The sequence below is a fragment of the Streptomyces sp. UG1 genome (genome assembly GCF_049974585.1).
Classification (GTDB): domain Bacteria; phylum Actinomycetota; class Actinomycetes; order Streptomycetales; family Streptomycetaceae; genus Streptomyces.
In genome coordinates this window covers 47,691-73,317 of record NZ_JBNGGG010000013.1, presented here as the reverse complement: position 1 = coordinate 73,317, position 25,627 = coordinate 47,691, and the positions used below count along the sequence as shown (strand labels likewise).

At 71.4% G+C, this 25,627-nt stretch carries 16 protein-coding genes and 3 pseudogenes; 12 read left to right on the top strand and 7 right to left on the bottom strand.

Annotated features, from left to right (window positions below; all coding sequences use genetic code 11):
* Positions 1-232 precede the first annotated feature (232 nt).
* The 5 genes and pseudogenes from ACP4J3_RS16525 (at position 233) to ACP4J3_RS16505 (ending at position 5,590) form a co-directional block, all read left to right on the top strand.
* Positions 233-1,444 (top strand): NAD(P)/FAD-dependent oxidoreductase, encoded by a 1,212-nt coding sequence (locus tag ACP4J3_RS16525; protein WP_426534930.1) that lies wholly within the window; start codon positions 233-235, stop codon positions 1,442-1,444.
* Positions 1,444-4,050 carry a nitrite reductase large subunit NirB gene (gene nirB / locus ACP4J3_RS16520; RefSeq protein ID WP_426534928.1) on the top strand — a complete coding sequence of 869 codons (2,607 nt, stop codon included), beginning with the start codon at positions 1,444-1,446 and terminating at the stop codon, positions 4,048-4,050. The genes ACP4J3_RS16525 and nirB overlap by 1 nt, the downstream gene beginning before the upstream one ends.
* Positions 4,047-4,397 carry a nitrite reductase small subunit NirD gene (gene nirD / locus ACP4J3_RS16515; protein ID WP_426534926.1) on the top strand — a complete coding sequence of 117 codons (351 nt, stop codon included), beginning with the start codon at positions 4,047-4,049 and terminating at the stop codon, positions 4,395-4,397. Before nirB ends, nirD begins: the two co-directional genes overlap by 4 nt.
* A 54-nt stretch (positions 4,398-4,451) precedes the next feature.
* Positions 4,452-4,853: pseudogene (locus ACP4J3_RS16510) on the top strand (TetR/AcrR family transcriptional regulator); the annotation flags it as partial.
* A 26-nt stretch (positions 4,854-4,879) separates the two neighbouring features.
* The gene (locus ACP4J3_RS16505) at positions 4,880-5,590 is read left to right on the top strand and encodes an SDR family NAD(P)-dependent oxidoreductase (RefSeq protein WP_426535213.1); all 711 of its coding nucleotides are present in this window, start codon (positions 4,880-4,882) and stop codon (positions 5,588-5,590) included.
* Positions 5,591-5,595: 5 nt separating this feature from the next.
* Here ACP4J3_RS16505 and ACP4J3_RS16500 read toward each other — a convergent pair whose 3' ends face one another.
* Positions 5,596-6,522, bottom strand: coding sequence for an oxidoreductase (locus tag ACP4J3_RS16500; RefSeq protein ID WP_426534924.1), 927 nt, complete (start codon positions 6,520-6,522; stop codon positions 5,596-5,598).
* A gap of 260 nt (positions 6,523-6,782) precedes the next feature.
* Here ACP4J3_RS16500 and ACP4J3_RS16495 point away from each other — a divergent pair, with 260 nt between their 5' ends.
* Complete coding sequence (locus tag ACP4J3_RS16495; RefSeq protein WP_426534922.1) at positions 6,783-11,000, top strand: trypsin-like peptidase domain-containing protein; 4,218 nt, start codon at positions 6,783-6,785, stop codon at positions 10,998-11,000.
* A 31-nt stretch (positions 11,001-11,031) separates the two neighbouring features.
* Here the strand turns inward: ACP4J3_RS16495 and ACP4J3_RS16490 are convergent, their stop codons facing one another.
* The 4 genes and pseudogenes from ACP4J3_RS16490 to ACP4J3_RS16475 form a co-directional block, all read right to left on the bottom strand.
* Positions 11,032-11,448 (bottom strand): excalibur calcium-binding domain-containing protein, encoded by a 417-nt coding sequence (locus ACP4J3_RS16490; protein WP_426534920.1) that lies wholly within the window; start codon positions 11,446-11,448, stop codon positions 11,032-11,034.
* Positions 11,449-11,533: 85 nt separating this feature from the next.
* On the bottom strand, positions 11,534-12,694 hold the full coding sequence (locus ACP4J3_RS16485) for an alkaline phosphatase PhoX (RefSeq protein WP_426534918.1): 1,161 nt from the start codon (positions 12,692-12,694) through the stop codon (positions 11,534-11,536).
* Between the two features lie 238 nt (positions 12,695-12,932).
* Positions 12,933-14,417, bottom strand: a complete 1,485-nt coding sequence (locus tag ACP4J3_RS16480) for an ATP-binding protein (protein ID WP_426534916.1) — start codon at positions 14,415-14,417, stop codon at positions 12,933-12,935.
* Positions 14,414-15,004: pseudogene (locus ACP4J3_RS16475) on the bottom strand (response regulator transcription factor); the annotation flags it as partial. The gene ACP4J3_RS16480 and the pseudogene ACP4J3_RS16475, both read right to left, overlap by 4 nt.
* A 2-nt stretch (positions 15,005-15,006) precedes the next feature.
* On the opposite strand from ACP4J3_RS16475, the pseudogene ACP4J3_RS16470 reads away from it, so the two are divergent.
* The 6 genes and pseudogenes from ACP4J3_RS16470 to ACP4J3_RS16445 form a co-directional block, all read left to right on the top strand.
* Positions 15,007-15,233 (top strand): annotated as a pseudogene (locus tag ACP4J3_RS16470) (carbonic anhydrase); the annotation flags it as partial.
* A complete protein-coding gene (locus tag ACP4J3_RS16465) occupies positions 15,230-16,933 on the top strand; it encodes a SulP family inorganic anion transporter (RefSeq protein ID WP_426534914.1) in 1,704 nt (567 codons plus the stop codon). The pseudogene ACP4J3_RS16470 and the gene ACP4J3_RS16465, both read left to right, overlap by 4 nt.
* Positions 16,934-17,101: 168 nt before the next feature.
* Positions 17,102-17,545: an LAETG motif-containing sortase-dependent surface protein gene (locus tag ACP4J3_RS16460; protein WP_426535211.1), complete on the top strand. Its 444-nt coding sequence runs from the start codon at positions 17,102-17,104 to the stop codon at positions 17,543-17,545.
* 517 nt (positions 17,546-18,062) lie between these two features.
* Complete coding sequence (locus ACP4J3_RS16455) at positions 18,063-18,548, top strand: hypothetical protein (protein ID WP_426534912.1); 486 nt, start codon at positions 18,063-18,065, stop codon at positions 18,546-18,548.
* 263 nt (positions 18,549-18,811) lie between these two features.
* Complete coding sequence (locus ACP4J3_RS16450; RefSeq protein WP_426534910.1) at positions 18,812-20,398, top strand: S8 family serine peptidase; 1,587 nt, start codon at positions 18,812-18,814, stop codon at positions 20,396-20,398.
* A gap of 88 nt (positions 20,399-20,486) precedes the next feature.
* Positions 20,487-21,149 (top strand): dienelactone hydrolase family protein, encoded by a 663-nt coding sequence (locus ACP4J3_RS16445; protein WP_426534908.1) that lies wholly within the window; start codon positions 20,487-20,489, stop codon positions 21,147-21,149.
* A gap of 138 nt (positions 21,150-21,287) precedes the next feature.
* Here the strand turns inward: ACP4J3_RS16445 and ppdK are convergent, their stop codons facing one another.
* Entirely contained in the window at positions 21,288-24,008 is a 2,721-nt protein-coding gene (ppdK, locus tag ACP4J3_RS16440; RefSeq protein ID WP_426534906.1) for a pyruvate, phosphate dikinase, read from the bottom strand.
* Positions 24,009-24,426: 418 nt separating this feature from the next.
* Entirely contained in the window at positions 24,427-25,623 is a 1,197-nt protein-coding gene (locus tag ACP4J3_RS16435) for an ROK family protein (protein ID WP_426534904.1), read from the bottom strand.
* Positions 25,624-25,627 lie beyond the last annotated feature (4 nt).

Genomic DNA, 25,627 nt, shown 5'->3' with positions numbered 1-25,627 from the left:
AAGCCGATGGCCTCCAGCCTCCCGTCCCGCACGGTCGTAGACGATGGGGCCTGCACGGAAACCGGAGGTACGGTTCACCCCACCCCGCCGTCGGCCCACCCGACCTCACAGCCCGCCCCCACCGCGCCCTCCGAACCCTCACACCCACCCCCCGGCCCCGCTGAGGGCAGCGTTCCCCGTGGGAAACAGACGTGATGCGGTCGGGAAACACCGGCACCGCACGCTCGATGCCATGACCTCGAATACGCGTGTGGTGGTGATCGGCGCCGGCCTCGCGGGCGTACGACTCGCCCGGCGGCTCGGCGAGCTCGGCACGTCCGTGACGCTCGTCGGCGACGAGGAGCACCGCCCGTACAACCGGGTGCTGCTCGCCGAGGTGCTGGCCGGACGGTACAGCCCCGACGTGATCGCCCTTCCGGAGCCCGCGCAGCTCACGCGCGGCCGGGTCACCGGCATCGACCGCGAGATGCGAGCCGTACATCTCGCGGACGGTGCGGAGATCGCATACGACACCCTCGTCCTGGCCACCGGTTCCAACCCGGTGCTGCCGCCGCTGCGGGGTCTGTTCACTCCGGACCATGTGCTGCCGGAGGGCGTCCACGCCTTCCGGACCATGGACGACTGCCTGGGGCTGTCCAAGGCGGTCCGGCCGGGTGCGCGGGCGGTCGTGATCGGCGGCGGGCTCCTCGGGGTCTCCGCGGCCCGCGCCCTCGCGCTGCGCGGTGCGCAGGTCGTGCTCGCCCAGCAGGGCGAGCGGCTCATGGAGCGCCAGCTCGACCCGAGCGCCTCCAAGCTCGTACAGCGGCACCTGAAGGACCTCGGCGTCGAGATCCACACCGAGTGCCGGGTGCGGGACGTGCGCTGCGTCGCCGGTGCGGTCCGCTCGGTGGAGATGGCCGACGGATACGCCCTCGACGCCGACCTCGTGGTCCTGGCCTGCGGGGTCCACCCGCGCGTGGGCCTCGCGCAGGCCGCCGGACTGGACGTGCGCAAGGGGATCGTCGTCGACGACGAGCTGTGCACCTCCGACCCGCACATCCGGGCCATCGGCGACTGCGCACAGCACGACGGCACGGTGTACGGGCTGGCCGCGCCCGCGCTCGAACAGGCCGATGTCCTCGCCGAGTCGCTGGCCGGCGACGCCACCGCCCGCTACGCCGGCACCCGGGCGCTGACCCGGCTGACGCTGGCCGGCGAGGGCTTCTTCGACCTCGCCGCGTTCGGCGAGACCGAGGCCCGGCCCGGCGACGACGTCGTGCAGCTCGCCGACGCCACCCGCGGCACCTACCGCAAGGTCGTCGTCCGCGACGACCGCCTGGTCGGCGGGGTCCTCGTCGGCGAACTCGGCACCGTCGGCGCGCTCGCCCGCGCCTGGGAGGGAGCAGAGCCGCTCCCCGACGACGGCCCTCTGCTCCACCTGCTCACCAACGATGGAGGCTCCTGATGACCGCCACCCCGGAGGCCACGGAGGCCACCCCCACGATCGTGCTCGTCGGCCACGGCATGGTCGGCCAGCGTTTCCTCGAGGCGCTGGCCGAGCGCGGCCTGACCGCCACGCACCGCGTGGTCGTGCTGTGCGAGGAGCCGCGCCCGGCGTACGACCGCGTGGCGCTCACCTCGTACTTCTCGGGGAAGACCCCTGAGGACCTCTCCATGACCGACATGGAGTTCATCGACACGCACGGCATCGAGCTGTACGTCGGCGACCCGGCCGTCTCCGTGGACCGCGAGGCGAAGAAGGTCACCGCCCGGTCCGGCGAGATCTTCGAGTACGACATCCTCGTCCTGGCCACCGGCTCGTACCCCTTCGTGCCGCCGGTCCCGAACAAGGACGCCACCGGCTGCTTCGTCTACCGCACGATCGAGGACCTGCTGGCGATCGAGGAGTACGCGAAGACGAAGGCCACGACCGGTGCCGTGGTCGGCGGCGGTCTGCTCGGCCTGGAGGCGGCGGGCGCGCTCAAGGGCCTCGGAGTCGAGGCGCACATCGTGGAGTTCGCGCCCCGGCTGATGCCGGTGCAGGTCGACGAGGGCGGTGGCGCGGCGCTGCTGCGCACCATCGAGGACATGGGCCTGAGCGTGCACACGGGCGTGGGCACGCAGGAGATCGTCGTCGACGGCGAAGGCGCCGTCACCGGCATGAAGCTGTCCGACGGCTCCGAACTCGCCACCGACATGGTGGTGTTCAGCGCCGGTGTCCGCCCCCGCGACCAGTTGGCCCGCGACTGCGGTCTGACGGTCGGCGAGCGCGGCGGCATCACGGTCGACGAGCAGTGCCGTACGGTCGCCGACCCGCACGTCTTCGCGATCGGCGAGTGCGCGCTGGCGGCGGACGGCCGGGTGTACGGACTGGTGGCGCCCGGCTACGAGCAGGCCGAGACGGCGGCGGCGACGATCGCGTCCGACGAGGCGGAGTTCCTCGGCGCGGACCTGTCCACCAAGCTCAAGCTGCTCGGCGTGGACGTGGCCTCCTTCGGCGACGCGCACGGCACCGCCGAGGACTGCCTGGACGTGGTGTACTCCGACTCGCGCGCGGGCCTGTACAAGAAGCTGGTCATCGGCCGGGACGGCACGCTGCTCGGCGGCATCCTGGTCGGCGACGCGGAGGCGTACGGCACGCTGAAGGCGTTCACCGGCTCGGTCCCGCCGGTCTCGCCGGAGTCGCTGGTGCTGCCGGCCGGCGCCGGGGCGCCCGCCCAGCTCGGCCCGGCCGCGCTGCCGGACGACGCGATCATCTGCTCCTGCAACAACGTCCGCAAGGGCACGATCCGCGGCGCGGTCACCGAGCACAACTGCACCACGGTGCCCGAGGTGAAGAAGTGCACCAAGGCCGGTACGACCTGCGGCAGTTGCGTCAAGGTCCTGGGCCAGCTGGTCACCGCCGAGCTGGAGGCGGCCGGCGTCGAGGTCGACAAGGGCCTGTGCGGCTGCTTCTCGCAGACCCGCGAGGAGCTGTACGAGATCGTCCTCGCCCTGCGCATCAACACCTACCAGGACCTGCTCGACCGCTACGGCCGTGACGGCGCCCGGGGCGGCGACGGCTGCGAGATCTGCAAGCCGGCGGTCGGCTCGATCATCGCCTCGCTCGCCCCGACGATCGGCGCGAGCGGCTATGTCCTGGACGGCGAGCAGGCGTCCCTGCAGGACTCCAACGACCACTTCCTCGCCAACATCCAGAAGAACGGCTCGTACTCGATCGTGCCGCGCATCCCGGGCGGTGAGATCACCCCGGAGAAGCTGATCGTGATCGGCGAGGTCGCCCGCGACTTCGGCCTCTACACGAAGATCACCGGCGGCCAGCGCATCGACCTGTTCGGCGCGCGCGTCGAGCAACTGCCGTTGATCTGGGCCAGGCTGGTGGACGCCGGCTTCGAGTCCGGGCACGCCTACGGCAAGGCGCTGCGCACGGTGAAGTCCTGCGTGGGCCAGACCTGGTGCCGCTACGGCGTGCAGGACTCGGTCCGCATGGCGATCGACCTGGAGCTTCGCTACCGGGGCCTGCGGTCCCCGCACAAGCTGAAGTCGGCGGTGTCGGGCTGCCAGCGCGAGTGCGCGGAGGCCCAGTCGAAGGACTTCGGCGTGATCGCCACCGCGGGCGGCTGGAACCTCTACGTCGGTGGCAACGGCGGAGCGACCCCGCGCCACGCGGACCTGCTGGCGCAGGACCTGTCGGACGCCGAACTGGTCCGCCTGATCGACCGGTTCCTGATGTTCTACATCCGCACCGCCGACCGCCTGGAGCGCACCTCCACCTGGCTGGAGCGGATCCCCGGCGGCCTGGACCACGTCCGTGACGTCGTCGTGGAGGACTCCCTCGGCATCTGCGAGGAGCTGGAGTCCCTGATGGCCGCGCATGTGGCGAACTACGCCGACGAGTGGGCGACGACCATCAACGACCCCGAGAAGCTCGCCCGGTTCGTGTCCTTCGTCAACGCCCCCGACACCCCCGACCCGGTCGTCGGCTTCGTCCCCGAGCGCGACCAGATCAAGCCCGACCTGCCGCTGCTGACCATCGGCCACCGCCCCCTGGAAGGAAGCGCCCAGCGATGACCCTGGCACCCGAGACGACCGACCTCAAGATCGAGCTGCAGCTCGAGGACGGCTGGTTCGCGGTCTGCGAACTGACCCGGCTGCTCCCCGGCCGGGGCGTGGCGGCCCTGCTGCCCGACGGCCGCCAGGCCGCCCTCTTCCGGGACCGCGCCGGGAAGCTGTACGCCGTCGACAACCGCGACCCGTTCGGCGGCGCCGCGGTCCTCTCCCGCGGCCTGACCGGCTCCCACCAGGGCCGGCCGTTCGTCGCCTCGCCCCTGCTGAAGCAGCGCTTCGACCTGGAGACCGGGCAGTGCCTGGACGACGAGACGGTGCGCATCGCGACGTACGAGGTGCGGTGCTCGTAAGAGATTTCCTGACCGCCAGAGATTTCCTAACCGATCGTTCTAGCCGAAACTAGGCTGCCTCGCGCGGCCAGGACCAAGGAGTTCGACCCCGAGGCCGCGCTCCAGGCAGCCCTAGAGCTGTTCTGGCGGCGCGGCTACGAGGCGATGTCGATGTCCGACCTCGTCGAGCACCTCGGCATCGGACGGGCGAGCCTGTACGCGACCTTCGGCAGCAAGCACGAGCTGTACCTGAAGGCGCTGGAGCGCTACAACCGGGCAGGGCTCACGCCGACCGCGCGGGAGCTGTCCCAGCCGGGGCCCGCGCTGCCGGTCGTACGGGCGGTCGTACGGCGGTACGCGGCCGCGGTCCGGCAGGTGGAGCGCAACTAGGACCAGTTGGAGACGGTGCTGCACTCGGCGCCGGTACGGGGCCAGGCCAAGGGCGAACTGCCGGCCGACCGCGATCCGCTCACCCTCCCCTCGTTACCGGCGGGGGCTCCGGGATCGGCCGTGGTATCGCCCGCGCGTTCGCCGCGGAGGGCGTCCAGGTCGTCGTCGCCGGGCGCAGGCCGCAGCCGCTGGCGGAGACCGTCCGGCTGGTCGAGGAGGCCGGCGGCAAGGCGCTCGCCGTTACGGCCGACGTCTCGCGGGCCGACGACGTCGCGGCGGTGGTGGCCGCCGCGGTGGACCGCTTCGGCTCGCTCGACGTGGCCGTCAACAACGCGGGTGTGTTCCGCGGCGGGCAGCCACTGGCCGAGTTGTCGGAGCCGGACTGGCGGGCCCAGCTCGGCATCAACCTCACCGGCGTGTTCCTGGCCCTCCGGGCCGAGATCCGCCAGATGCGGTCGCAGCCGGCCGGCGGCGCGATCGTCAACGCCGCCTCCACCTTCGGCGCCCACACCCGCCACCCCGGCGCCGCCGCCTACGCCGCCACCAAGGCCGCGGTCTCGATCCTCACCAGGGGCGCGGCCCTGGACCACATCCGCGACGGCGTCCGCATCAACGCGGTCAGCCCCGGCGCCGTGGACACCCCCATGTCGCTGCGCCCCGGTGAGCAGGAGGCGGACCGCGCCGACCGCGCCCGGGCCACCCTCCCCCTCGGCCGCATCTCGACGACGGACGAGGTGGCCGCGGCGGTCCTCTACCTCGCCTCGGACGACGCCTCGTCGGTGGTGGGGACGGACCTGGTGGTGGACAGCGGGGCGACGGCCTGAGGCTCTTACGCCTTCAGGGCGTCGTACGTCACCCCCGTCAACCGCTCCGACGCCTCCCAGAGCAGCTCGCCCGCCCGGTCGTCGACGGTCCAGGGCGCCCGCCAGGACGGTGCGGGCGACCCGCGCCACATGGCGAAGGACGGGCCGGTGAAGGAGTCGGGGCGGACGCCGGGCGCGGTGGCGGCGTACAGCGTGGGCAGGGCGCCGGCCTCGGCGGACTGGGCGAAGACGCGGTTGCCGAGGCGCAGCAGCCATTCGCTGCCCCGGCGCCCCGCCATGCGGGGCCCGGCGGCCTGCAGATTGGTGTCCGCGTACCCGGGATGCGCGGCGGCGGCCACCACGTCCGCGCCCTGCGCCGCCAGCCTGCGCGCCAGCTCGTGCGTGAAGAGCAGGTTGGCGCTCTTGGACCGGGCGTAGGCGACCCAACGCCGGTACCGGCGTTCGCTGTTGAGGTCGGTGAGGTCGATGTTGGACATCGCGTGCATGGGACTGGAGACGGTCACCACACGCGCGCCCGGGGTGTCGAGCAGCGCGGGCAGCAGCAGACCGGTGAGCGCGAAGTGCCCGAGATGATTGACACCGAACTGCGTCTCGAACCCGTCCACCGTCGTGCCGTACGGCAACGCCATCACCCCGGCGTTGTTGACGAGCAGGTCGAGACGGTCGTACGGGAACGCCGCGGCGAACTCGCGCACCGAGCCGAGATCTCCCAGATCCAGCCGCCTCAACTCCACCTCCGCCCCCGGCACTTCCCCGTCGATCCGCTCCCGAGCCGCACCACCGCGCACCTCACTCCGACACGCGAGCACCACCCGCGCACCCCGCCGCGCCAGCTCCCGCGCCGTGACGTAGCCGAGGCCGCTGTTGGCTCCGGTGACGACGGCGAGACGGCCGTGCTGATCGGGGATGTCGTGCGCGCTCCAGCCGGGCATGAGGGGCTCCTTCCGGCGGTGAAGGGTCGTGGCGAGGGGTCTTGGCGACGGATCGCGGTGGCGGGTCGTGGTGACGGGTCAGGACCGGGGTACCTCGTCACCTTGCGCCGAAACGGGGCCGGGGGCCAGTCCGGGTGCGTTGGAAGTGTGCGGTGTGAGGGCCTCACGGACATGGCATGAGCATGGTTCGACCGGCGCTACGATCGCCCCCTCGAAGTCAGTGAAATCCGTGAAGTACGCGATGCGGGGGATGCGACGGCATGCCTGTAGGGCCCAGGGCACTCGACGGTGCCGTGCTACGGATCCGGGACGAGTGGGGAGCCCCCGTCGGGGCGGGCTTCCTGGTGACCGGTGAGATGGCCTTCACCTGCGCCCATGTGGTCACCACCGCCCTCGGCGCCCCGCAGGGCCGGCCCCGTCGGACGGCACGGATCCGGGTCGACCTGCCCCTGGGTGGCGGCTCGGCGTCGGTGTCGGCGCGCGTCGAGGAGTGGTCCGACGACCGGGACATCGCGATCCTGCGGCTGGAGGAGCCGCTGCCGGGTGCCCGGCCCGTGCGTCTCGTGCGGGCGGACGAGGTGTGGCACCATCCGATCGCCGCGTTCGGTTTCCCTGCCGGACGGGACAACGGGGTGTGGCACTCGGGGCGCCTCCTCGGCCGGCAGGGCGACGGCTGGATCCAGACCGAGATGACGTCCCTCAGCGGCTACCGGATCGCCCCCGGCTTCAGCGGCGGCCCCGTCTGGGACGAGCAGTTGGCCGGCGTGGTCGGCATGGTGGTGGTGGCCGAAGCCAAGGACCCGGCTGCCGCCTTTCTCATCCCCGTCGACCAACTCCTCGACCCATGGCCGGAGTTGGCGCGTCTCGCCGTACCCGAGTCGCCGTTCCGCCCGCTGGCCGCCTTCGGCGAGAGTGACGCGAGGTCGTTCTTCGGCCGGGAGCGGGAGGTCGCCGAGGTGGCCGACCTGGTGCACAGGCACAAGGCGGTCACCCTGATCGGCCCGTCCGGCTCCGGCAAGTCCTCGCTGGCCATGGCGGGCGTAGTCCCCCTGCTGCGCAAGGACGGGTACGAGGCCGTCGTACTCCGTCCGACCTCCTCCTACGGAAGCCCGCCGACCGCGCTCGCCGCCGCGCTGCTCCCGTTCCTCGAACCGGATCTGCCCGAGGTGGCCCGGCTGGAGGAGATCCGGACACTGGCCCGCCTCCTCGACGCAGACGAGCCACCCGGCCTGCACGGCGTCGTGACCCGCATCCTGGAGCGGACGGGCAGTCGGCGTCTGTTACTGGTGATCGACCAGTGCGAGGAGGCGCTCGCCGCTTCGCCGGCCCACGTCGAGGCGCTGACGAACGTCCTCTCCGTCGAGAGACTGCCCGAGTCGTTACGGGTCCTGATCACATTACGTGCGGACTTCCTGGAGCCCGCCCTCACCTCCGCCCGGCTCGGCCCACTCATCGACCACCACCTCCACGCACTGCGCCCGATGACCCACGACCAGTTGCGTGAGGTGATCACCGCTCCGGTCGCCGCCACCCCGAACGTGGCGTACGAGGAGGGACTGGACGACCGGATCCTGAAGGACACCGGCGACGCCCCGGGGGCCCTGCCGCTGCTCGTCATGGCCCTGGATCTGCTGTGGCGGGAGCAGACCGTGCACGGACGGTTGACGTATGAGGCGTACGAGCGGATCGAAGGGGTCACCGGCGCCCTCAGCCGCGAGGCGGAGCGCGCCTGGGCGGCCACCGTGACCGAGGCGGACGAGCCCCACGCCCGGCGCCTGTTCACCCGTCTGGTGCAGGTTCCGGTGGCGGGGTCCGGCGCGGTCGCCCGCCGACCTGCCGCCCGCAGTGAACTCGCCCCCGTCGAATGGGAGATCGCCCAGCGTCTCGCCGCCACCCGGCTGCTGGTCACCGGTCAGGGCGAGACCGTCGAGCTCGCCCATGAGGCGCTGATCACCGGCTGGCCAAAGCTGGCCTCCTGGGTGACGGAGGACCACGAGTTCCTCGCCTGGCGCGAGACCGTGCGGCTCGACCTGGACCGCTGGCGCGGCGAAGGAGAGCCCGCCGAACTCCTCCCCGGCACGCTGGCCCTGGCCACGGCACAGCGCTGGCTCACCGAACGCGCCGACGACATCGGCGACGCCGAGCGGGACTTCCTGGAGCGGGGCCGCCGCCGGCGCAGGTCGACTGTCCGGCGCCGCCGCAGACTGCTGTCCGCATTCGGACTGCTCTCCGTGCTGGCACTGGTCCTGGGGGTGCTCTTCGGCTACCAGCGCGAGGTCAGCGCGGAGCAGCACGCCGCGGCGAACTCCCGTGCCCTGGCGAGCCTCTCGGCCGACCAACGGATCCAGGACCCGGCGCTCGCGATCAAACTGGCGCTCGCCGCCTACCGTGCGTCCCCCACGGACGAGGCGAAGAACACGCTGCTGCGGTACTACGCCCAGTACGGGTCGGCCTCCCGGATCCTGTCCGGCACGCTGGGCAGGCTGGATGACTTCCGGGCCAGCCGGGACGGCGACGTGATGGTGGCGACCACCGAATCGGGACGGGCGACGCTCTACACCCACGCGCTCGACGGAACGGTACGCCGCCGGCAGTTGGTGGGGCCGGGCTACGCCCTGTATCCCCTGGTCTCGGGGAACGGCAGTCGGGCCGGATACGTCATGGGGGAGGGCGTTGTCTGGTACGACGTCCGCCGGGACAGCAGCTCGCCTGCCGACGATCCTCAGCGACTCACGATTAAGGACCCGGAGATCGCAAACGGACTGAACCGCTTCTCGTTCGCGCAACTGTCCAACGACGGACGGCTGTTCGCAGCCGGCAGCGGGGCGAGCCTGGCGTGGTGGGACCTGGACCGGCGCGAGCTCGGCGGGAGGATGGCCCTGCCCCAGGCGCGCGGCGGCCGGTTGCTGGGCGTGTGGTTCGGTCCGGACGACGACACCCTCATCGCCCTCGCCGCCATGACCGGTTCCTACGACCAACGTCTGATGGTCGTCGACCGCCGTAGCGGCACCGTCCGTGTCATCGCCGACTCCGCCGACGAGACCGTGGTCGCGGGGGACGGGAGCTCGGCGGTGACCTGCCGTCGGGTCCGGCGGGACGGCGGCGACCAGGACAGGGCGGTCTACACGGGTGTGCGCGTGTCCGACGGAAGTGTCCTCGGCCGGTACATGGACAAGGAGAACTCCACGTGCGACACGGTCGCCCTCGGCCCGGGCGGCCGCTTCCTCGTCACCGGACTCACCACGAAGACGCTCGTCGACCTGGCGCGGGGCAAGGCCCTGACGACGTTCGTGGAACCCCGGGAGCCCGCGGCGGGGCTGGTCTCCCACGCGCGGCTGGTGGGCGACCGCTCGAAGCTGTCGCTGATCAACGGTGACAGCACAGGGATCTTCTTCACAGGGGTGCCCACCACCCCGGAGGAGACCATGCAGCAGATCAAGCTGACGCCCGACGGCAAGAGGATGGTCACCGTTTCGGCCGGCGGAGCATCCATACAGCTCAGGGCCGTATCAGCCGAGTTCGATCTACTGGCCCGAAAGCCGCGCCTCACGCCCCACTGGACAGGCGACGACATGGTCGCCTTCCCCCGGGACGGCGACCTGCTGGCCCACCGCGAGGGCGTGAACAAGGTGGTGGTGCGGGACACGAAGTCGCTGCGGCGGCTGTCCGTGATCACCACTGTCATGCCACCCGCGCCCACGCGAGAGGGCGCGGAACCGTCTCTCAGCTACTTCTTCGACCGCTCCGGCAACCTCGTCACGGTCTCGGGGACGATGCTCCAGCGCTGGAACGCCAGAACGGGGCGCACCATCGACGACTTCGACCTCAACGCCCTGGGACGCGTGATCACGGAGCGCAAGGACCTGAACTACGAGACCATCTTCGTCACCGGATATCCCGCCCGCGACAAGGTGACCGTCGTGGTCGGGGACGATCCGTACGTCCGGGTCGTCGAACTTCCCAGTGGGCGGCAGACGGTGAGGTACCACACGAGACACAACGACCTCGTGGGCGCTTCCTTCGACCCCACTGGCCGGCACCTCGCGCTCCTGCGCCGCGGCGCGATCGTCGAGTTGTGGAGTACCGACCCGCTGCGCAAGGAGTTCGGTCCGCTCCCGCCCTTCGACCGCGTAGCCGCCCTGGCCTTCCTGAAGGGCACGGGACGTTTCCTGATGGCCAGCAACAACAAGATCCGCATCTACCGGCTCGGCGAGCACGACTACGAGCTGTCCCTCGATCTCGGGCCGTACAGCGAGCTTGGCACCGATCTGCCGCACTACACCTTCACGGACGTCTCCAGGGACGGCGGGACCCTGCTGTTCCACCTCGACGGCGGTAGTGAGGAGATCCGTTCCTTGCCGCTGCGACCCGAGAGTTGGGCCGACGCCCTCTGCCGGACGCTCGGCGACGCCGACCTCACCGCGGACGAACGCAGGAGCCAACCCGTGCCCGTCCCGTCCGCCCCCGTGTGCCCCTGACCGTCGACCGGCGGCACCGTGGACCGCGCCCTCACTCGCATCCCACGCCGTCCCCGTCCCGGTCGAGGTGGCGGCCATAGCCCGGATCGCCCGTGCGTACCGGTGCGGCGCCGGCGGCTCGGGCGGCGTCGCAGTTGCGGTAGTAGACGTCGCCGGCGCCGGAGCCGCTGTCCGCGGCGGGTGTGGCGGTGACCCTGATCGTCTTCGTCGCCGTCGCTGTCACCGTCACCGTGGGGGCCGGTTCGGGTTTCCGTGGCGGTGCCGTGGTCGTCGCCGTGACGGTGACCGTGGGCTGCGGTGAGGCCGCCGTGGGCTTTGTCTCGGTGTTCTTCGAGTCCTCGCCGGACGCGCCGCCCGCGCCGATGCCCAGGAAGAAGGCCAGGGCGAGCGCGGGGAGAACGTAGCGCTTGCGGGCCCACTTGGGTGCTGTTGTGTACGGATTGGCCATGTCATCCCCCCACTGGTGCTGCGTGAGGGGATGACCGTAATACCCGGCTATCAGTTGTGGAGGAGATGTGTCTGTTTCGTAATCACTATGCGCGGAAGGGGCCCGTCACCTCGTACGTGATGCCGCCCGACGAGCTGCCGCTGGTGCCCCGCTGGCTGGAGAAGTACAGCCGGCTGCCGTCCGGCGAGAACGCCGGGCCGGTGATCTCCGAGCCCGAGTGGCCGTCGATCCGCAGGAAGGGGGCGATGACGTCGTCCGGCGTGATCAAGCAGATCTCCATGTTGCCGCCGTCCTCGGCGACGAACAGGTCGCCGGAGGAGGTGCCGGTGATGTTGTCCACGCCGGTGAGGGGCGCCGTGCCGGAGGTGACGAGGGAGTCGTCGTAGGCCAACTCGTAAGTGCCGGCGTTGAGGTTGAGCTGCCAGACGCGGTTGTCGCCCTTGGTCGTGAACCACACCGTGTCGTCGGCGTAGTAGCAGCCCTCGCCGCCGTTGAAGGACTTGGAGCCGGAGACCTGGGAGCGGGTGGCCGTCGGGGAGCCGTCGGGGTCGGGGACGTTCGCCCAACTGTAGGAGCCGCTGGTGGCGCTGCCCGCGACCAGCACCTGGAGCGTGCCGGCGGACAGGTCGCCCCAGGTCGTCGGGACGAAGCGGTAGAAGCGGCCGTTGGACTCGTCCTCGGTCAGGTAGATCACCTTGCGCACCGGGTCGGCGGCCGCCGCCTCGTGCTTGAAACGGCCCATCGCGGCGCGGCGCACCGCCGCGTCCGTGCCCCAGGGGTCGGTCTCGTAGACGTAGCCGAGGGACACCTCCTCACAGGACAGCCAGGTGTTCCACGGGGTCCTGCCGCCCGCACAGTTCTGCCGGGTGCCCGACAGGATGCGGTACGCCGCCGTGATCGCGCCGGTCGCCGAGAACTTCACCGCGCTCGCGCCGCCGGAGGGGTTGATCTCGGAGTTGGAGACGTAGATCCAGCCCGACCCGTCCGCGTAACAGGCGCCGCCGTCGGGGGCGTTGTGCCAGGTGTACGACGTGCCGGAGACCGTCCGGCCGGAACGGGCGATGACGCGGCTGGTGAAGCCGCCGGGGAGTCTGATGCCGTTGGCGTCGGGGGAGCCCAGTGCTCCGTAGGGGCCGGTGCCGGGCTGGGCCGGGGCCGCGTGGGCGGCACCGCGCCACAGGGTTCCGCCGAAGACGGCGGCAGAGCCGCCGAGGGCGGCCGCACGCAGGAGGCTACGACGTTCCACTCTCACTCCAAGAGGTGTCGTACCGCCCCGCCGCCGGTCGACGACGGGGGTCGTACCAGGGACGTGCCAGGAGTCATGCCAGGGGTCATGCCAGGGGTCATGCCAAGGGTGGTGCACCGGGGGGCGGCATGGAACCTAAGGGAGCAGGGTGGACAGGCCGTGGCCGGCCGATGACCGTCGGACGGCGCGGCCAAGAGCCGCCCATGGAGGGCGTGGCCGAAAGATGCGCCCGCGGGCCTCACGCACGCAGCGCCGGCACCACCCGCCTGCGCTGTCCCGACCGGTCCTGGCCCGGGCCGTGTCCCTCGCGCGGCGGCTCCGCCGACGGCAGCCGGACCACCGCGTCCAGGCCGCCCGCGCTCGCGGCGTGCAGGCTCGCCTCGCCGCCGCTCGCGTGCGCGAGCCGCTGGACCAGCGACAGGCCCAGTCCCGTACCGCCCTTGGGGGCGCCCGGCGCGCGCCAGAAGCGGTCGAAGGCGCGAGCGCGCTGCTCCGGGGTCATACCGGGGCCCTCGTCGGTGATGTGCAGGTCGACCCAGGCGGGGCGGGCGTCGCGCAGGGCGCGCCGGACCGGCGCATGGAGCCGTAGCTCGATGGTCACGGTGCTGTCGGGCGGCGAGGCGCGCAGGGCGTTGGAGAGCAGGTTGTCCACGATCTGCTCGACCCCGCCCGGCACCGCGAGCACCGGCCCCACACTGCCCGCGAACAGCACCAGCGAGACCTGCTGCCGTTCGAACATCGGCAGCCAGGTGCGGTGCCGCTCCGCGCAGATCGCGCCCACGTCGACCTGGGTGGGCGTCGCGGAGTCCTCCTCCAGCCGGGCCATCGCCAGCAGCCCCTCCACCATCCGCGAGAGCCGGTCCGTCTCGGTGACGGCGGCGGCGAGGCTGCCCAGGCCCCGGTCGGCGACGTTCGGCTCCAGATTCTCCAGTCGCAGCCGCAGCGCCGCGAGCGGCGTCTTGAGCTGGTGCGATGCCTCGCCCGCGAACGCGCGCTGGGCGGCGAGCAGATGCGCGAGCCGGGCCGCCGTACGGTTGAACGCGGCGGCCAGCCGGCGCACCTCCGGCGGGCCCTTCGTCATCGTCACCGGCGTGGCGCACCCGCCCTCCGCCAACTCGTGCGTGGCGTGCTCCAGTTCCCGGATCGGCCGCCCGGTCCAGCGGGCGATGGCGAACCCCACCACGGCGACCGCCGCGAGCACCCCGAGCCCGCCGAGGCACAGCAACAGCCAGACGTGATGGACGCGTTCGTGCACCGTGCGGATCGGCAGCGTCAGCCATACGGCACCCTGCAGCCGCGAGCCGCTGCGGACCGGCCCGGCGACCGACAGGTACTCGACCCCGCCGATCGTCGACGTGCGCACGTCCACGGTGGACGTGCCGCGCAGGGCTGCGGCGATACCGGGGCGGGAGGCGAGGTCGGCCGACATCACGGCGGCCAGCGGATGCGAGGTGGCCAGCAGCGCGCCCGAGGCGTCCACGACCACCACCTTCCCGCCGATCCGCTCGGCACAGTGCGCCACCCGGCCCGGCAGCTCCCGCTCGGCGCGGCCGGTGCTGAGCGACAGCGAGGCGTACGCGGCGACCGACTCGGCCTCGTCCTTCGCCGCGCTCACCACCCGCTCCCGCTCGCTGCGCGAGTACACGAACCCCAGCGGGATCTCCAGACACGCCAGCACGAGCGCCGCGAGACTGAGATAGCTCAGCAGCAGCCGGCGGGTCACGGCGAGGACACCCGCTGCCCGCCCGGCTCGGTCTGCACCGCCAGCCGGAAGCCGACCCCGCGCAGCGTCTGGATCCATGCCGGGTCGCCCAACTTCCGCCGCAGCGAGGCGACATGGACGTCCAGCGTCTTGGTCGGGCCCTCGTAGTGCGGGTCCCACACCCGGTCCAGGATCTGCTGCCGGGAGAAGACCGCGCCGGGATCCTCGGCCAGCAGCGCCAGCAGCTCGAACTCCTTGGGGGTGAGGGTGACCGGGATCTCGCCGATCCAGACCTGACGGGTGCGGCGGTCGACGACCAGAGGGCCGGGGGCGGGTGAGGGTGCGGGGTGCGGCGGATACGAGGGTTGGGGCGCGGGTTCGTCGTACGGCACGGACGGCACGGCAGTCTCGTACGACGGCGATGGCGACGGCGACCGCGACGGCGACGCGCCCACCAACTCCGTCCCCGGCTCCGTCACCGGCCCCGTGCACTGCGTCCGCCGGGTCACGGCCCGCACCCGTGCCACCAGCTCCCGCATGCTGAACGGCTTCGCCAGATAGCCGTCCGCGCCGAGTTCCAGCCCCAGCACCCGGTCGGCCTCCTCACCCCCGCCCGGAGCTCGGGCCGGTGCTCACCACCGCGTCCGACGACCCGTCGCTGCCCGAGGTGGCCCAGAGCAACGTCGTCAATCAGCTTGCCGTACTGCGGACTTACCCGGTCGTACGGCAGCGGCAGGAAGGCGGACGGCTGCGGCTGCACGGCTGGTACTACGAGGTCGACACCGGGCAGTGCACGAGCTGGAGGGCGACGGGCGGTTCCGGGTGCATGCCGGATGAGCGGGGCGCATGCGCGGGGACGAACGCGCGAGAAGGAGCGGGGGGCGAAGCGGAACGAGGGCGGGAAGCCCGACCTCGCCACCGAGATCACCGCATCCCTGGTCGTCTTCCTGGTCGCCCTGCCGCTGTGCATCGGCGTGGCCGTGGCCTCCGGTGTCCCCGCCGAGCTCGGGATCATCTCCGGGGTGATCGGCGGACTGGTCGTCGGCGCGGTGCGGGGCAGCACGCTCCAGGTCAGCGGGCCGGCCGCCGGGCTCGCCGCGCTGGCCGCGGAGACGGTGCTGGAGCACGGGGTGGCGATGCTCGGGGTGATCGTGCTGTTCTCGGGCCTCCTCCAGATCGTCCTCGGGGTCGTGCGCCTGGGCCGGATGTTCCAGGCGATCTCCCTCGCGGTGGTCCAGGGCATGCTGGCCGGCATCGGGCTGCCGCTGATGTTCAGCCAGGCGTACCCGATGGCCGACGCCAAGGCCCCCGGCACCCCGATCGAGAACATGGCCGGCATCCCGGGCCTGTTCGCCGGCGTCCTCATCGACCCGCAGGCGATGATCGCCACGCTGCTCGGCGTCGCGACGATCGTGCTGAGCTTCGTGTGGAAGAAGGTGCCGGGCCCGGCGGTGGGGGCACCTCCCACGCCTTTCAGGCAGTGGGGGAGGATCCCGGCCGCGCTGGTGGCGGTCGGCATCGGCATCGCGGTCGCCGCGCTGCCGGGCGTGGAGGTGAAGACGCTCCAGGTCGGCAATCTGCTGGAGTCGGTGCGGGTGCCGGGGGCGGCGGAGTTCTCGGGGCTGACGGACGCCGCGATCCTCACGTCCATCCTGACCTTCACGGTGATCGCGTCGGCGGAGAGCCTGTTCACCGCGGCCGCCGTGGACCGTATGCACAGCGGCCCACGCACCCGCTACAACACCGAACTCATCGCCCAGGGCGCCGGAAACACGGTCGCGGGCATCCTCGGCGCGCTGCCCATCACGGCCGTGGTCGCCCGCAGTTCGGCGAACGTCCAGGCCGGCGCGAAGACCCGTATCTCCCGCACCCTGCACGGCCTGTGGCTGCTGGCCTTCGCGCTGCTGCTGCCGCAGGTCCTGGCCCTGATCCCGATCTCGGTGCTCGCGGGCGTCCTCGTGCACAGCGGCTGGAAGCTGTTCGCGCCGGAGGAGTTCCCCAAGCTGTGGCGCCAGGACCGGGGCGAGTTCGTCGTCATGACGGTGACGACGCTGGTGATCGTGGCGACGGCGCTGCTGGAGGGCGTCCTCATCGGCCTGGCGGCCGGGATCGTGCTGGCCGCCCTGCGCATGTCGCGGACGGTGATCCGGCAGCACGTCGAGGACGACACCGCGAAGGTCGTCATGGCCGGCAACGCGACGTTCCTACGACTGCCGCAGGTCATCGAGGCGCTGGAGTCGGCGGCGTCCGCGGGCAAGCCGCGTATCCGCCTGGACCTGACCGGCGTGACCCACCTGGACCACGCCTGCCGGAACCAGGTGGAGGAGTTCACTGCGCAGCAACGGGGGCTGGGGCTGCGGGTGGAGCTGCTGATGCCGGGGCCGGCGAAGACGGAGGCGCCTGTTGTCGCGGTGCCGGAGCCTCCGGCCACACCTCCGCCGACTCCCGGTCCGGACGCCGAGTGGTTCTACCTGGACACGCGGCCACTGCCCGGCGGTTACGACGACTACGCGCAGGGCCCACCACTCGTGCGCTGAGGCCGGCATACGGAGAGCTACCTTCCAGTCACGTCACGTTCGCATCACAGGTCCTTCATAACTCCCCCGTATCCGCGGCCCCTTACTACGTTCGTCACCTCATATCCGGCCGATCGCAACGTCCCGATCATGAGCGCCGATATCGCCACGAACCTGGAAGGACTCTCCGTGAAACTGCTCCGCAAGCCCGGCGCCGTCGCCGTCGCCGCGCTGGCGCTCGCCGCCCTGCCGTCGGTGGCCGCAGCGCACGACGGGAACCACCCGTTTGAGAACTGCACCGAGGCGTACACCAACGGGTACTCCAACATCCCCAAGGGCGACGAGCATTACGGCTCCCACTTGGACCGCGACAAGGACGGCATCGGCTGCGACAAGCCGCCTGCCGACTTCGTCCCCGCCGACGACGAGGAAGCCGGATCCTCCGCCGGGGACGACACGTCCGACGAACCCGGGGCGGGGAACAGCACCGAGAACGGGGCCGAGAACGGCACCGACCTCGCCGCGACCGGCGGCGACAGCAGCACCCCGTACCTGGCGGCGGGCGGCGCGGCCGCCCTGCTCGCCGGGGGTGGGGTGCTGCTGGCGGTGCGCCGACGACGTAGCACCGACTGACACATCTCTGGCCGACCGGCCGCACTGCCGGGCGCTCCTACGAGGACACGCCCGGCACCTGCCCGGACCCTCGGGGATAGGGCCGGGGGTCCGGGGCCACGGCCACCGCCGAGGCGACGGCGTGCCCGAGTCCTCCTGGTCGTCGGCCCCGGCGGCCGGTAGGCGAAGGCGGCGGCCAGGACGGCGCTGAAAGCGGCGGCAGCTGCGGTGGCGGCAGTGGCGCGTCTGCGCATGGTGTGGTTTCCCCACGCTCGATGAGCGGTGGTCACTTCACCCGCGTCACACAAGGGGGTATCCGGGGGGCTGCCGGCCAACCTTCCTGTAGGCGGGCTGAATTCGAGTCTTCTGCGGCTGCCCGTTCGCGTTGCCCTCGAGGAGTTCTCGCTCCTCCGGGCAGTCCATCCGATTGCGGGTCCGACGGCACGCGCTTAGCTTCAGGGAGTCGGATTTTTCCGATAAGGCCGATTGGTCATACTGTCGGCTTCCCCTCCCATTCGTGACAGCGAGAGGACCCTTCATGTCGTTGATGGCTGGCACTACTCAACCCCTCCAGCAGCAGTACGGCACGCAGTTCGGCGCTCAGCAGCCGGGCGGCCCGCAGCAGATCGCCCAGACGGTCCAGCAGACCATCCAGCAGGCGTGTCAGCAGACGGCCCAGCAGGTCGCGCAGCAGGTGCAGCAGACGTTCCAGCAGATCCAGCAGATCCAGCAGCAACTGCAGCAGCGGCCGGACCTCGCCCAGCAGGCCCACCCGTACCTGGCGCTCACGCTGCATCGCTCGCTGGCCGGGGCCGTGCGCCACGCCGTGGAGCAGTCCGTGCAGCAGGCGCTGCCGAACGCGATCGTGTCGCTGCTCCAGCAGAGCCAGCAGGGCATGCAGAGCCAGCAGGGCATGCCCGGCCAGCAGCAGTGGGGCGGCGGGTTCGGTCAGCCGTACTCGCAGCAGTACCAGCAGCCCGGCTTCGGCTTCGGCCAGATGGGTCAGCCGTTCGCTATGGGCTGACGCCTGGGCAGCGTGCGCGGTGCGCCCGGAGAGTCTCCGGGCGCACCGCGTCACCGTGGAAGCGATCAGGAGCACGAGTTACGACGGTTTACGACGTGGTGAAGGTGGACGTGATGGCAAAGGAAAGGCCCGGAAACAGCCGTGCGAACGGGTCCGGGGGCGGTGCGGGGGCCGGCGGAACGGGCCCGGAGGGCAAGGAGACGGAACCGGGTGGAAAGGCCGCACGGTCGCCGCTCCCGGTGCGACCGCGCCGGGAGCGGTACATGGTGACACCGCTGCCGGGGCAGCTGCTCCCGCCAGGAGTGCCCGAACTCGGCATCGACTCGGTGTGTGACCAACTGGAGCGGATGCCCGAGGTCAAGGTGGTCCGCAGGCTCCGGCCGTCGGAGAGGCTGCAATCGACCGGACTGCCCCCCTCCTGCCCGGAGATCGCGGTCGTCGAGGCACCCGAGTCCCAACTGCCCGCGATGCGTTCGCTGCACGTACACATCGAGCCGGATCTGCCGCTGTCCGCGGCAGGACCCGCCGGCGCGCCGACCGCGGGAATCCCGTTGCGCGATCCGGGACTGGTCACCTCACTGGAGCAACCGCTGGAGATCTCGCTGCGCGTCGGCGGCCCCGGGGGAGAGCCGCTGGCCGGCGCGGGCGTGTTCCTGATCGGCTCGTCATGGCCCGGCCAGGGCGTCACCGCGGCCGACGGTACGGTCACCGTCGCGCTGCCCACGGAGACCACGGAGACCATTCAGTCCCTGTACGTCAGGCCCGCGGGCGGTTACACCGATCTCTGGATCAACCGTCCGGACCTGTCGGCGACCGAGGAGAACCTGGTCACCCTCACGCCGCTGGCCAAGGTGTACCCGGGGCTGGAGGAGAGGCAGGCATACGGCTGGGGCCAGCAGGCCATGCGACTGGACCGGCTGCCTCCCACGTTCCGTGCCTTCGGGGTCAAGGTGGGGGTCATCGGCTCCGGTGTCGCCACCGAGCATCCCGATCTGAAGCAGCGGGTCAACTCCGGGATCGACCTCGTCCGCGGCACGGAGGAAGGCTGGGCCTACGACCCGGTGGGCACCGGCACCCACGCGGCGGGCGTCATCGCCGGCGCGGACACCGGCAAGGGGGTCATCGGCACCGCGGTCGACGCCGAGATCGAGGTCTGCCAGGTGCTGCCGGGCGGCTGCTTCAGCGACCTGATCGCCGCCCTGGACCACTGCATCGAGCACGAGGTCGACATCGCCCACATCGCTGTGGCGACGCCGTACCCGTCGGCGCTGGTCTCCCGCAAGCTGGCCGATGCGGGCGCGGCGGGGATCGCCTGCGTGGCCCCGGCGGGCGACTCGGGCGGACCGGTCTGCTTCCCCGGGTCGCTGCCCACCGTGTTCACCGTGGGTGCGCTCGGCGTCTTCGGGTCCTTCCCGCCGGACACCTCCCAGGCCACCCATGTGGGCCCCCAGCTCACGCCGGAAGGTCTGTTCGCGGCGCCGTTCAGCTGCTACGGCCCCGGAGTCGACGCGGCAGCCCCGGGGGTGGCCGTGCTGTCGTGCTCCGCGCAGGGCGGATATACAGCCCTCGACGGCACCGGCACGGCCTCGGCCCACGTCGTCGGTCTCGCCGCCCTCGTGCTCGCCCACCACGAGGACTTCCACGGCCAACTGCTGCCGCGCGGGCCCGGCCGGGTGCGGCACCTGTTCGAGATCATCGCCGCGAGCTGCCGTCCGCTGGCCGCCCCGGGCACCCTGGAGGCGGCCCGCGTCGGACGCGGCCTGCCCGACGCCCTCACCGCCCTCGGCCTGGCCCCCGGAGTGCAGCTCGCGCCGGCCCTGTCCCCCTACGTCCCGACCATGTCCGGGTGATGCGACACGCCGGCCTCGCGTACGGGGCTCCGTCCTCGGGTACCCGGAGCATCCGAAGCCCAGCGCGTCCCACGTTGGGAGGAAGCGGATGATTTCCGACTTGGTGTTGGTGCCCGCGAGTGGAGCCCCACTCGCCGGCGATCTGGTCGTTCCCGGCCCGGTGCGGTCGGTGGTGGTCATCGCCGAGGGCGGCAGCAGCGCCCGGGGCAGCTCACGCGACCGTGTGCTCGCCGACGCGTTCCACCGGGCGGGGATGGGCACGCTCCTCCTTGATCTCCTCACGGAGCTGGAGAAGCGCGCGGACGCCCGCTCGGCGCGGCACCGCTTCGACGTCCCCCTGCTGGCCCGGCGGCTGGTGGATGCCATCGACTGGCTGGAGGAGCAGGCGGAGACCGCCGGCGTCCCGGTGTGTCTGTTCGGTGCCGAAACCGCCGCGGCGGCGTCCCTGCTGGCCGCTGCCGAGCGGCCGCTGCGCGTGTCGGCCGTGGTCACCCGGGGCGGGCGTCCGGACCTGGCGTACGACGAACTGCAGCGCGTTCATGCCCCCGTGCTGTTCCTCGTGGGCGGCGAGGACGAGACGGATCTGGGGCTCAACCAGGAAACGGCCGGCAAGCTCGGCGGGCCGAGCGAGGTCCTCGCCGTGCGCGGCGCAACGCATCTGTTCCATGAGCCGGGGAGCCTTGAGGAGGTTGTCACCGCGGCCCGGGACTGGTTCGTCTCCCATCCGGGGAGCGGACGTCATTCAGCCTGACCCGGACAAGCCTGATCCGGACAAGAGGGCGGCACCTCCGCACAAGGTGCCGCCCTCCTTCGTGATCCGGAGCCGCCGCCCATCGGTCTTGAGGGTCGGGGACGGGCGGCGGCTCCGGGGTCTTCGTGGCCGTACGGCCTAGCGGTGGTCGCTGCCCTCCGACTGGGTCGCGGCCCGGCCGGCCTCAAGTCGCGCCACCGGGATCCGGAACGGCGAGCAGGAGACGTAGTCGAGGCCGACCTCGTGGAAGAAGTGCACCGACTCGGGGTCACCGCCGTGCTCGCCGCAGACGCCGAGCTTCAGGTCGGGGCGGGTCTCCCGGCCCGCCTTGGCCGCCGCCGCGACCAGGGAGCCGACGCCGTCCTTGTCGATCGTCTCGAAGGGCGACACTCCGAAGATGCCCTTCTCCAGGTACGCCGTGAAGAACGAAGCCTCCACGTCGTCCCGGCTGAAGCCCCACACCGTCTGAGTCAAATCATTGGTGCCGAAGGAGAAGAACTCCGCCGCCTCGGCGATCTGACCGGCGGTCAGCGCGGCGCGCGGCAGTTCGATCATCGTGCCGATCGACAGTTTCAGCTTCGCGCCGGTCCGCGCCTCGACCTCCGCGATGACCTGGTCGGCCTCCTCGCGGACGATCTCCAGCTCCTGGACCGTGCCGACGAGCGGGATCATGATCTCGGCGCGCGGGTCGCCCTTGGCGTTCTTGCGCTCGGCGGCCGCTTCCGCGATCGCGCGGACCTGCATCGTGAACAGACCCGGGATGACCAGGCCCAACCGCACACCCCTGAGCCCCAGCATCGGGTTCTGCTCGTGCAGGCGGTGTACCGCCTGGAGCAGGCGCAGTTCGTTCTCGTGCGGCTCCTGGCGGGACTCCGCCAGCGCCACGCGGACCGACAGCTCGGTGATGTCGGGCAGGAACTCGTGCAGCGGCGGGTCGAGGAGGCGGATCGTCACCGGCAGGCCGTCCATCGCCGAGAACAGCTCCACGAAGTCCTTCTTCTGGAGCGGCAGCAGCTCCGAGAGCGCGGCCTCGCGCTCGTCCTCGGTGTCGGCGAGGATCAGCTTCTCGACCATCTCGCGCCGCTCACCGAGGAACATGTGCTCGGTACGGCACAGGCCGATGCCCTGCGCGCCGAAGCGACGGGCGCGCAGCGCGTCCTCGGCGTTGTCCGCGTTGGCGCGGACGCGCAGCCGGCGCTTGCGGTCGGCGAAGGCCATGATGCGGTGGACCGCCTCGACCAGTTCGTCGGCGTCCTGCGCACCCGCGTGCATCCGGCCCTCGAAGTACTCCACGACGGGGGACGGGACCACCGGGACCTCGCCCAGGTAGACCTTGCCGGACGAACCGTCGATGGAGATGACGTCGCCTTCCTCGACCACGTGTCCGCCGGGGACGGTCATACGGCGGCGCTTGGTGTCGACCTCCAGCTCCTCCGCGCCGCACACACAGGTCTTGCCCATGCCGCGCGCGACCACGGCCGCGTGGGACGTCTTGCCGCCGCGGGAGGTGAGGATGCCCTCCGCCGCGATCATGCCGTCCAGGTCGTCGGGGTTCGTCTCGCGGCGGACCAGGATGACCTTCTCGCCCGAGCGCGACCACTTCACGGCGGTGTACGAGTCGAAGACCGCCTTGCCGACCGCCGCGCCCGGCGACGCCGCGATGCCCCGGCCGACCTGCTCGACCTTCGCCTCGTCGTCGAACTTCGGGAACATGAGCTGCGCGAGCTGGGCGCCGTTGACGCGCTGCAGCGCCTCCGCCTCGTCGATCAGGCCCTGGTCGACGAGCTGCGTGGCGATCCGGAAGGCCGCGCCCGCCGTGCGCTTGCCGACCCGGGTCTGGAGCATCCACAACTGACCGCGCTCGATGGTGAACTCGATGTCGCAGAGGTCCTTGTAGTGGTTCTCCAGGGTCTCCATGATCTGCATGAGCTGGTCGTACGACTTCTTGTCGATCGACTCCAGCTCCGCGAGCGGCACGGTGTTGCGGATGCCGGCGACCACGTCCTCGCCCTGGGCGTTCTGGAGGTAGTCGCCGTAGACGCCCTGGTGGCCCGAGGCCGGGTCACGGGTGAACGCCACACCGGTTCCCGAGTCCGGGCCCAGGTTGCCGAAGACCATCGAGCAGACGTTGACGGCCGTGCCGAGGTCGTGCGGGATGCGCTCCTGGCGGCGGTAGAGCTTGGCCCGGTCGCCGTTCCAGGAGTCGAAGACCGCCTTGATGGCGAGGTCCATCTGCTCGCGCGGGTCCTGCGGGAAGTCCCGGCCGGCCTCCTTCTTGACGATCTTCTTGAAGGCGGTGACCAGTTTCTTCAGGTCGGCGGCCTCCAGGTCGGTGTCGACCGTGACCTTCTTGGCCTCCTTGGCCTTGTCGAGGGCCTCCTCGAAGAGGTCGCCGTCGACGCCGAGGACGGTCTTGCCGAACATCTGGATGAGGCGGCGGTAGGAGTCCCAGGCGAACCGCTCGTCGCCGGCCTGGTCGGCGAGGCCCTTCACGGACTTGTCGGAGAGTCCGATGTTGAGGACCGTGTCCATCATGCCGGGCATGGAGAACTTGGCGCCGGAGCGGACCGAGACCAGGAGGGGGTTGTCGGGCTGGCCGAGCTTCTTGCCCATGCGGGACTCGAGGGCGTCGAGGTGCGCACTCACCTCGTCACGCAGTGCCGCGGGCTCCTCGCCGCTGTCGAGGTAGACCTTGCAGGCTTCCGTCGTGATCGTGAATCCCGGGGGAACAGGGAGCCCCAGGTTGGTCATCTCGGCGAGGTTGGCGCCCTTGCCACCCAGGAGGTCCTTGAGGTCCTTGTTTCCCTCGGTGAAGTCGTAAACGAACTTCGCTACATGGGGTTCTTTGTTTTCCGACACGGTCTCGACTCCCTCGAGGACGTGGTGGCTGCCCTGACGGCGAGGAACATACCCAGATCGAAGGCGCCTGGGTACGTCTACTCACGCGTCATGCGCCTGTAACCACCCGTCCGCCAGTGGATCGAAAGTCAAAGCTTGGCAAGCCGTGACGGACGGATGTTTTCACTTCTTGAACGCAAGCGCGCCCACAGGTGCGGATTTTCGCTCAGATGAGCAGCCATATCGCACGTCTGATTTCGATCGATGAACGATCAAGGGGTGGCACCCAGTGCCACCCCTTGGAGAAGTGCAGTCGCTCAAGATCCGCTCATCTGAGCGCAACCCTTATCAAGGGTGGCGAGAATCACGCTTCCACAGCCGCCCGGATTTCACCATGCGGACCGGCGAACCGACCCGCGACCTGACCGAAACACCCTGCTTACACGCCCAGCCCGAGCAGCCGCTCCTCCACCCGTTCGGGCGCGTAGAGATGCTCCACGACCAGCGCCCCGGCCCCGATCAGCCCGGCCCGCTCGCCCAGCCTCGAGGTCACCACGTCCAGATGAGCGGTGGAGCGCGGCAGCGCCCGCTGGTACAGCAGCTCCCGTACGCCGGTCAGGAACGGCGTCCCGGCCAGATCCCCGGCGATCATCAGCACCCCGGGGTTGAGCAGCGTCACCACGGTCGCCAGCACGTCCCCGACCTGCCGCCCGGCCTCGCGCGCCAGCGCGGCCGCCCCCGGATGCCCCGACGCCAGCAGGTCCCGCACATCCGATCCGGAGGCCGCCGGCACCCCCGCCTCGGCCAGCCGCCGGGCCACGGCACCGCCACTGGCGACGGCCGCCAGACAGCCGTACGAACCGCACCGGCACTGCGCGTCGGCGCCCACCCGGATGTGCCCGATGTCGCCCGCGCCGCCGTCGATCCCCCGGTACACCGAGCCGTCCACCACGACCCCGGCCCCGATCCCGGTCGACACCTTGACCAGTACGAAGGCCGAGCACCGCGGATATCCCGTGCGCTGTTCGCCGTACGCCATGAGGTTGGCGTCGTTGTCGACGAGGACCGGCACCGGCCCGGCCCCCGTCTGCTCGCCGAAGGTCCTGGCCAGCCGCCCTCTTATGTCGTAGCCGTCCCAGCCCGGCATGATCGGCGGCTGGACGACCCGGCCGGTCTCGCGGTCCACCGGCCCCGGCACCGCGAGCCCGATGCCGCACACCTCTCCGGCGGGCCGCCCGGCCTTCTCCAGCAGCTCGGCGAACCAGCGCGCCAGTTCGCCCAGCACGACCTCCGGCCCGTCCTCGACGACGAGCGTGCCGCTGTGCTCGGCGAGGATCTCGCCGGTCAGCGACAGTACGGCGGCACGTGCGTGCCGGGTCTCCAGGTCGGCGGCGAGGACGACGGCGTGGGTGTCGTCGAACTCCAGGGTGATGGCGGGGCGCCCGCCCAGCGGGGAGCCCACGGGTCCGCCGGCCCCCTCGCGCAGCCAGCCGGCGCGGAAGAGCCGGTCCAGGCGCTGGCCGACGGTGGCACGGGACAGCCCGGTCGCCTGCTGAAGTGCTCCGCGTGTGACGGCCCGTCCGCTCCGCACCAGTTCGAGGAGTTCCCCGGCGCTCGCCTGACCCCGTGCGCTCATGCAC

Bases quoted from the DNA above. Each gene is read 5' to 3' on its own strand.
- ACP4J3_RS16525 (WP_426534930.1), top strand. From the start codon at position 233: ATGACCTCGAATACGCGTGTGGTGGTGATCGGCGCCGGCCTCGCGGGC.
- nirB (WP_426534928.1), top strand. From the start codon at position 1,444: ATGACCGCCACCCCGGAGGCCACGGAGGCCACCCCCACGATCGTGCTC.
- nirD (WP_426534926.1), top strand. From the start codon at position 4,047: ATGACCCTGGCACCCGAGACGACCGACCTCAAGATCGAGCTGCAGCTC.
- ACP4J3_RS16500 (WP_426534924.1), bottom strand. From the start codon at position 6,522: ATGCCCGGCTGGAGCGCGCACGACATCCCCGATCAGCACGGCCGTCTC.
- ACP4J3_RS16495 (WP_426534922.1), top strand. From the start codon at position 6,783: ATGCCTGTAGGGCCCAGGGCACTCGACGGTGCCGTGCTACGGATCCGG.
- ACP4J3_RS16490 (WP_426534920.1), bottom strand. From the start codon at position 11,448: ATGGCCAATCCGTACACAACAGCACCCAAGTGGGCCCGCAAGCGCTAC.
- ACP4J3_RS16465 (WP_426534914.1), top strand. From the start codon at position 15,230: ATGAGCGGGGCGCATGCGCGGGGACGAACGCGCGAGAAGGAGCGGGGG.
- ACP4J3_RS16455 (WP_426534912.1), top strand. From the start codon at position 18,063: ATGTCGTTGATGGCTGGCACTACTCAACCCCTCCAGCAGCAGTACGGC.
- ACP4J3_RS16450 (WP_426534910.1), top strand. From the start codon at position 18,812: ATGGTGACACCGCTGCCGGGGCAGCTGCTCCCGCCAGGAGTGCCCGAA.
- ACP4J3_RS16445 (WP_426534908.1), top strand. From the start codon at position 20,487: ATGATTTCCGACTTGGTGTTGGTGCCCGCGAGTGGAGCCCCACTCGCC.
- ACP4J3_RS16435 (WP_426534904.1), bottom strand. From the start codon at position 25,623: ATGAGCGCACGGGGTCAGGCGAGCGCCGGGGAACTCCTCGAACTGGTG.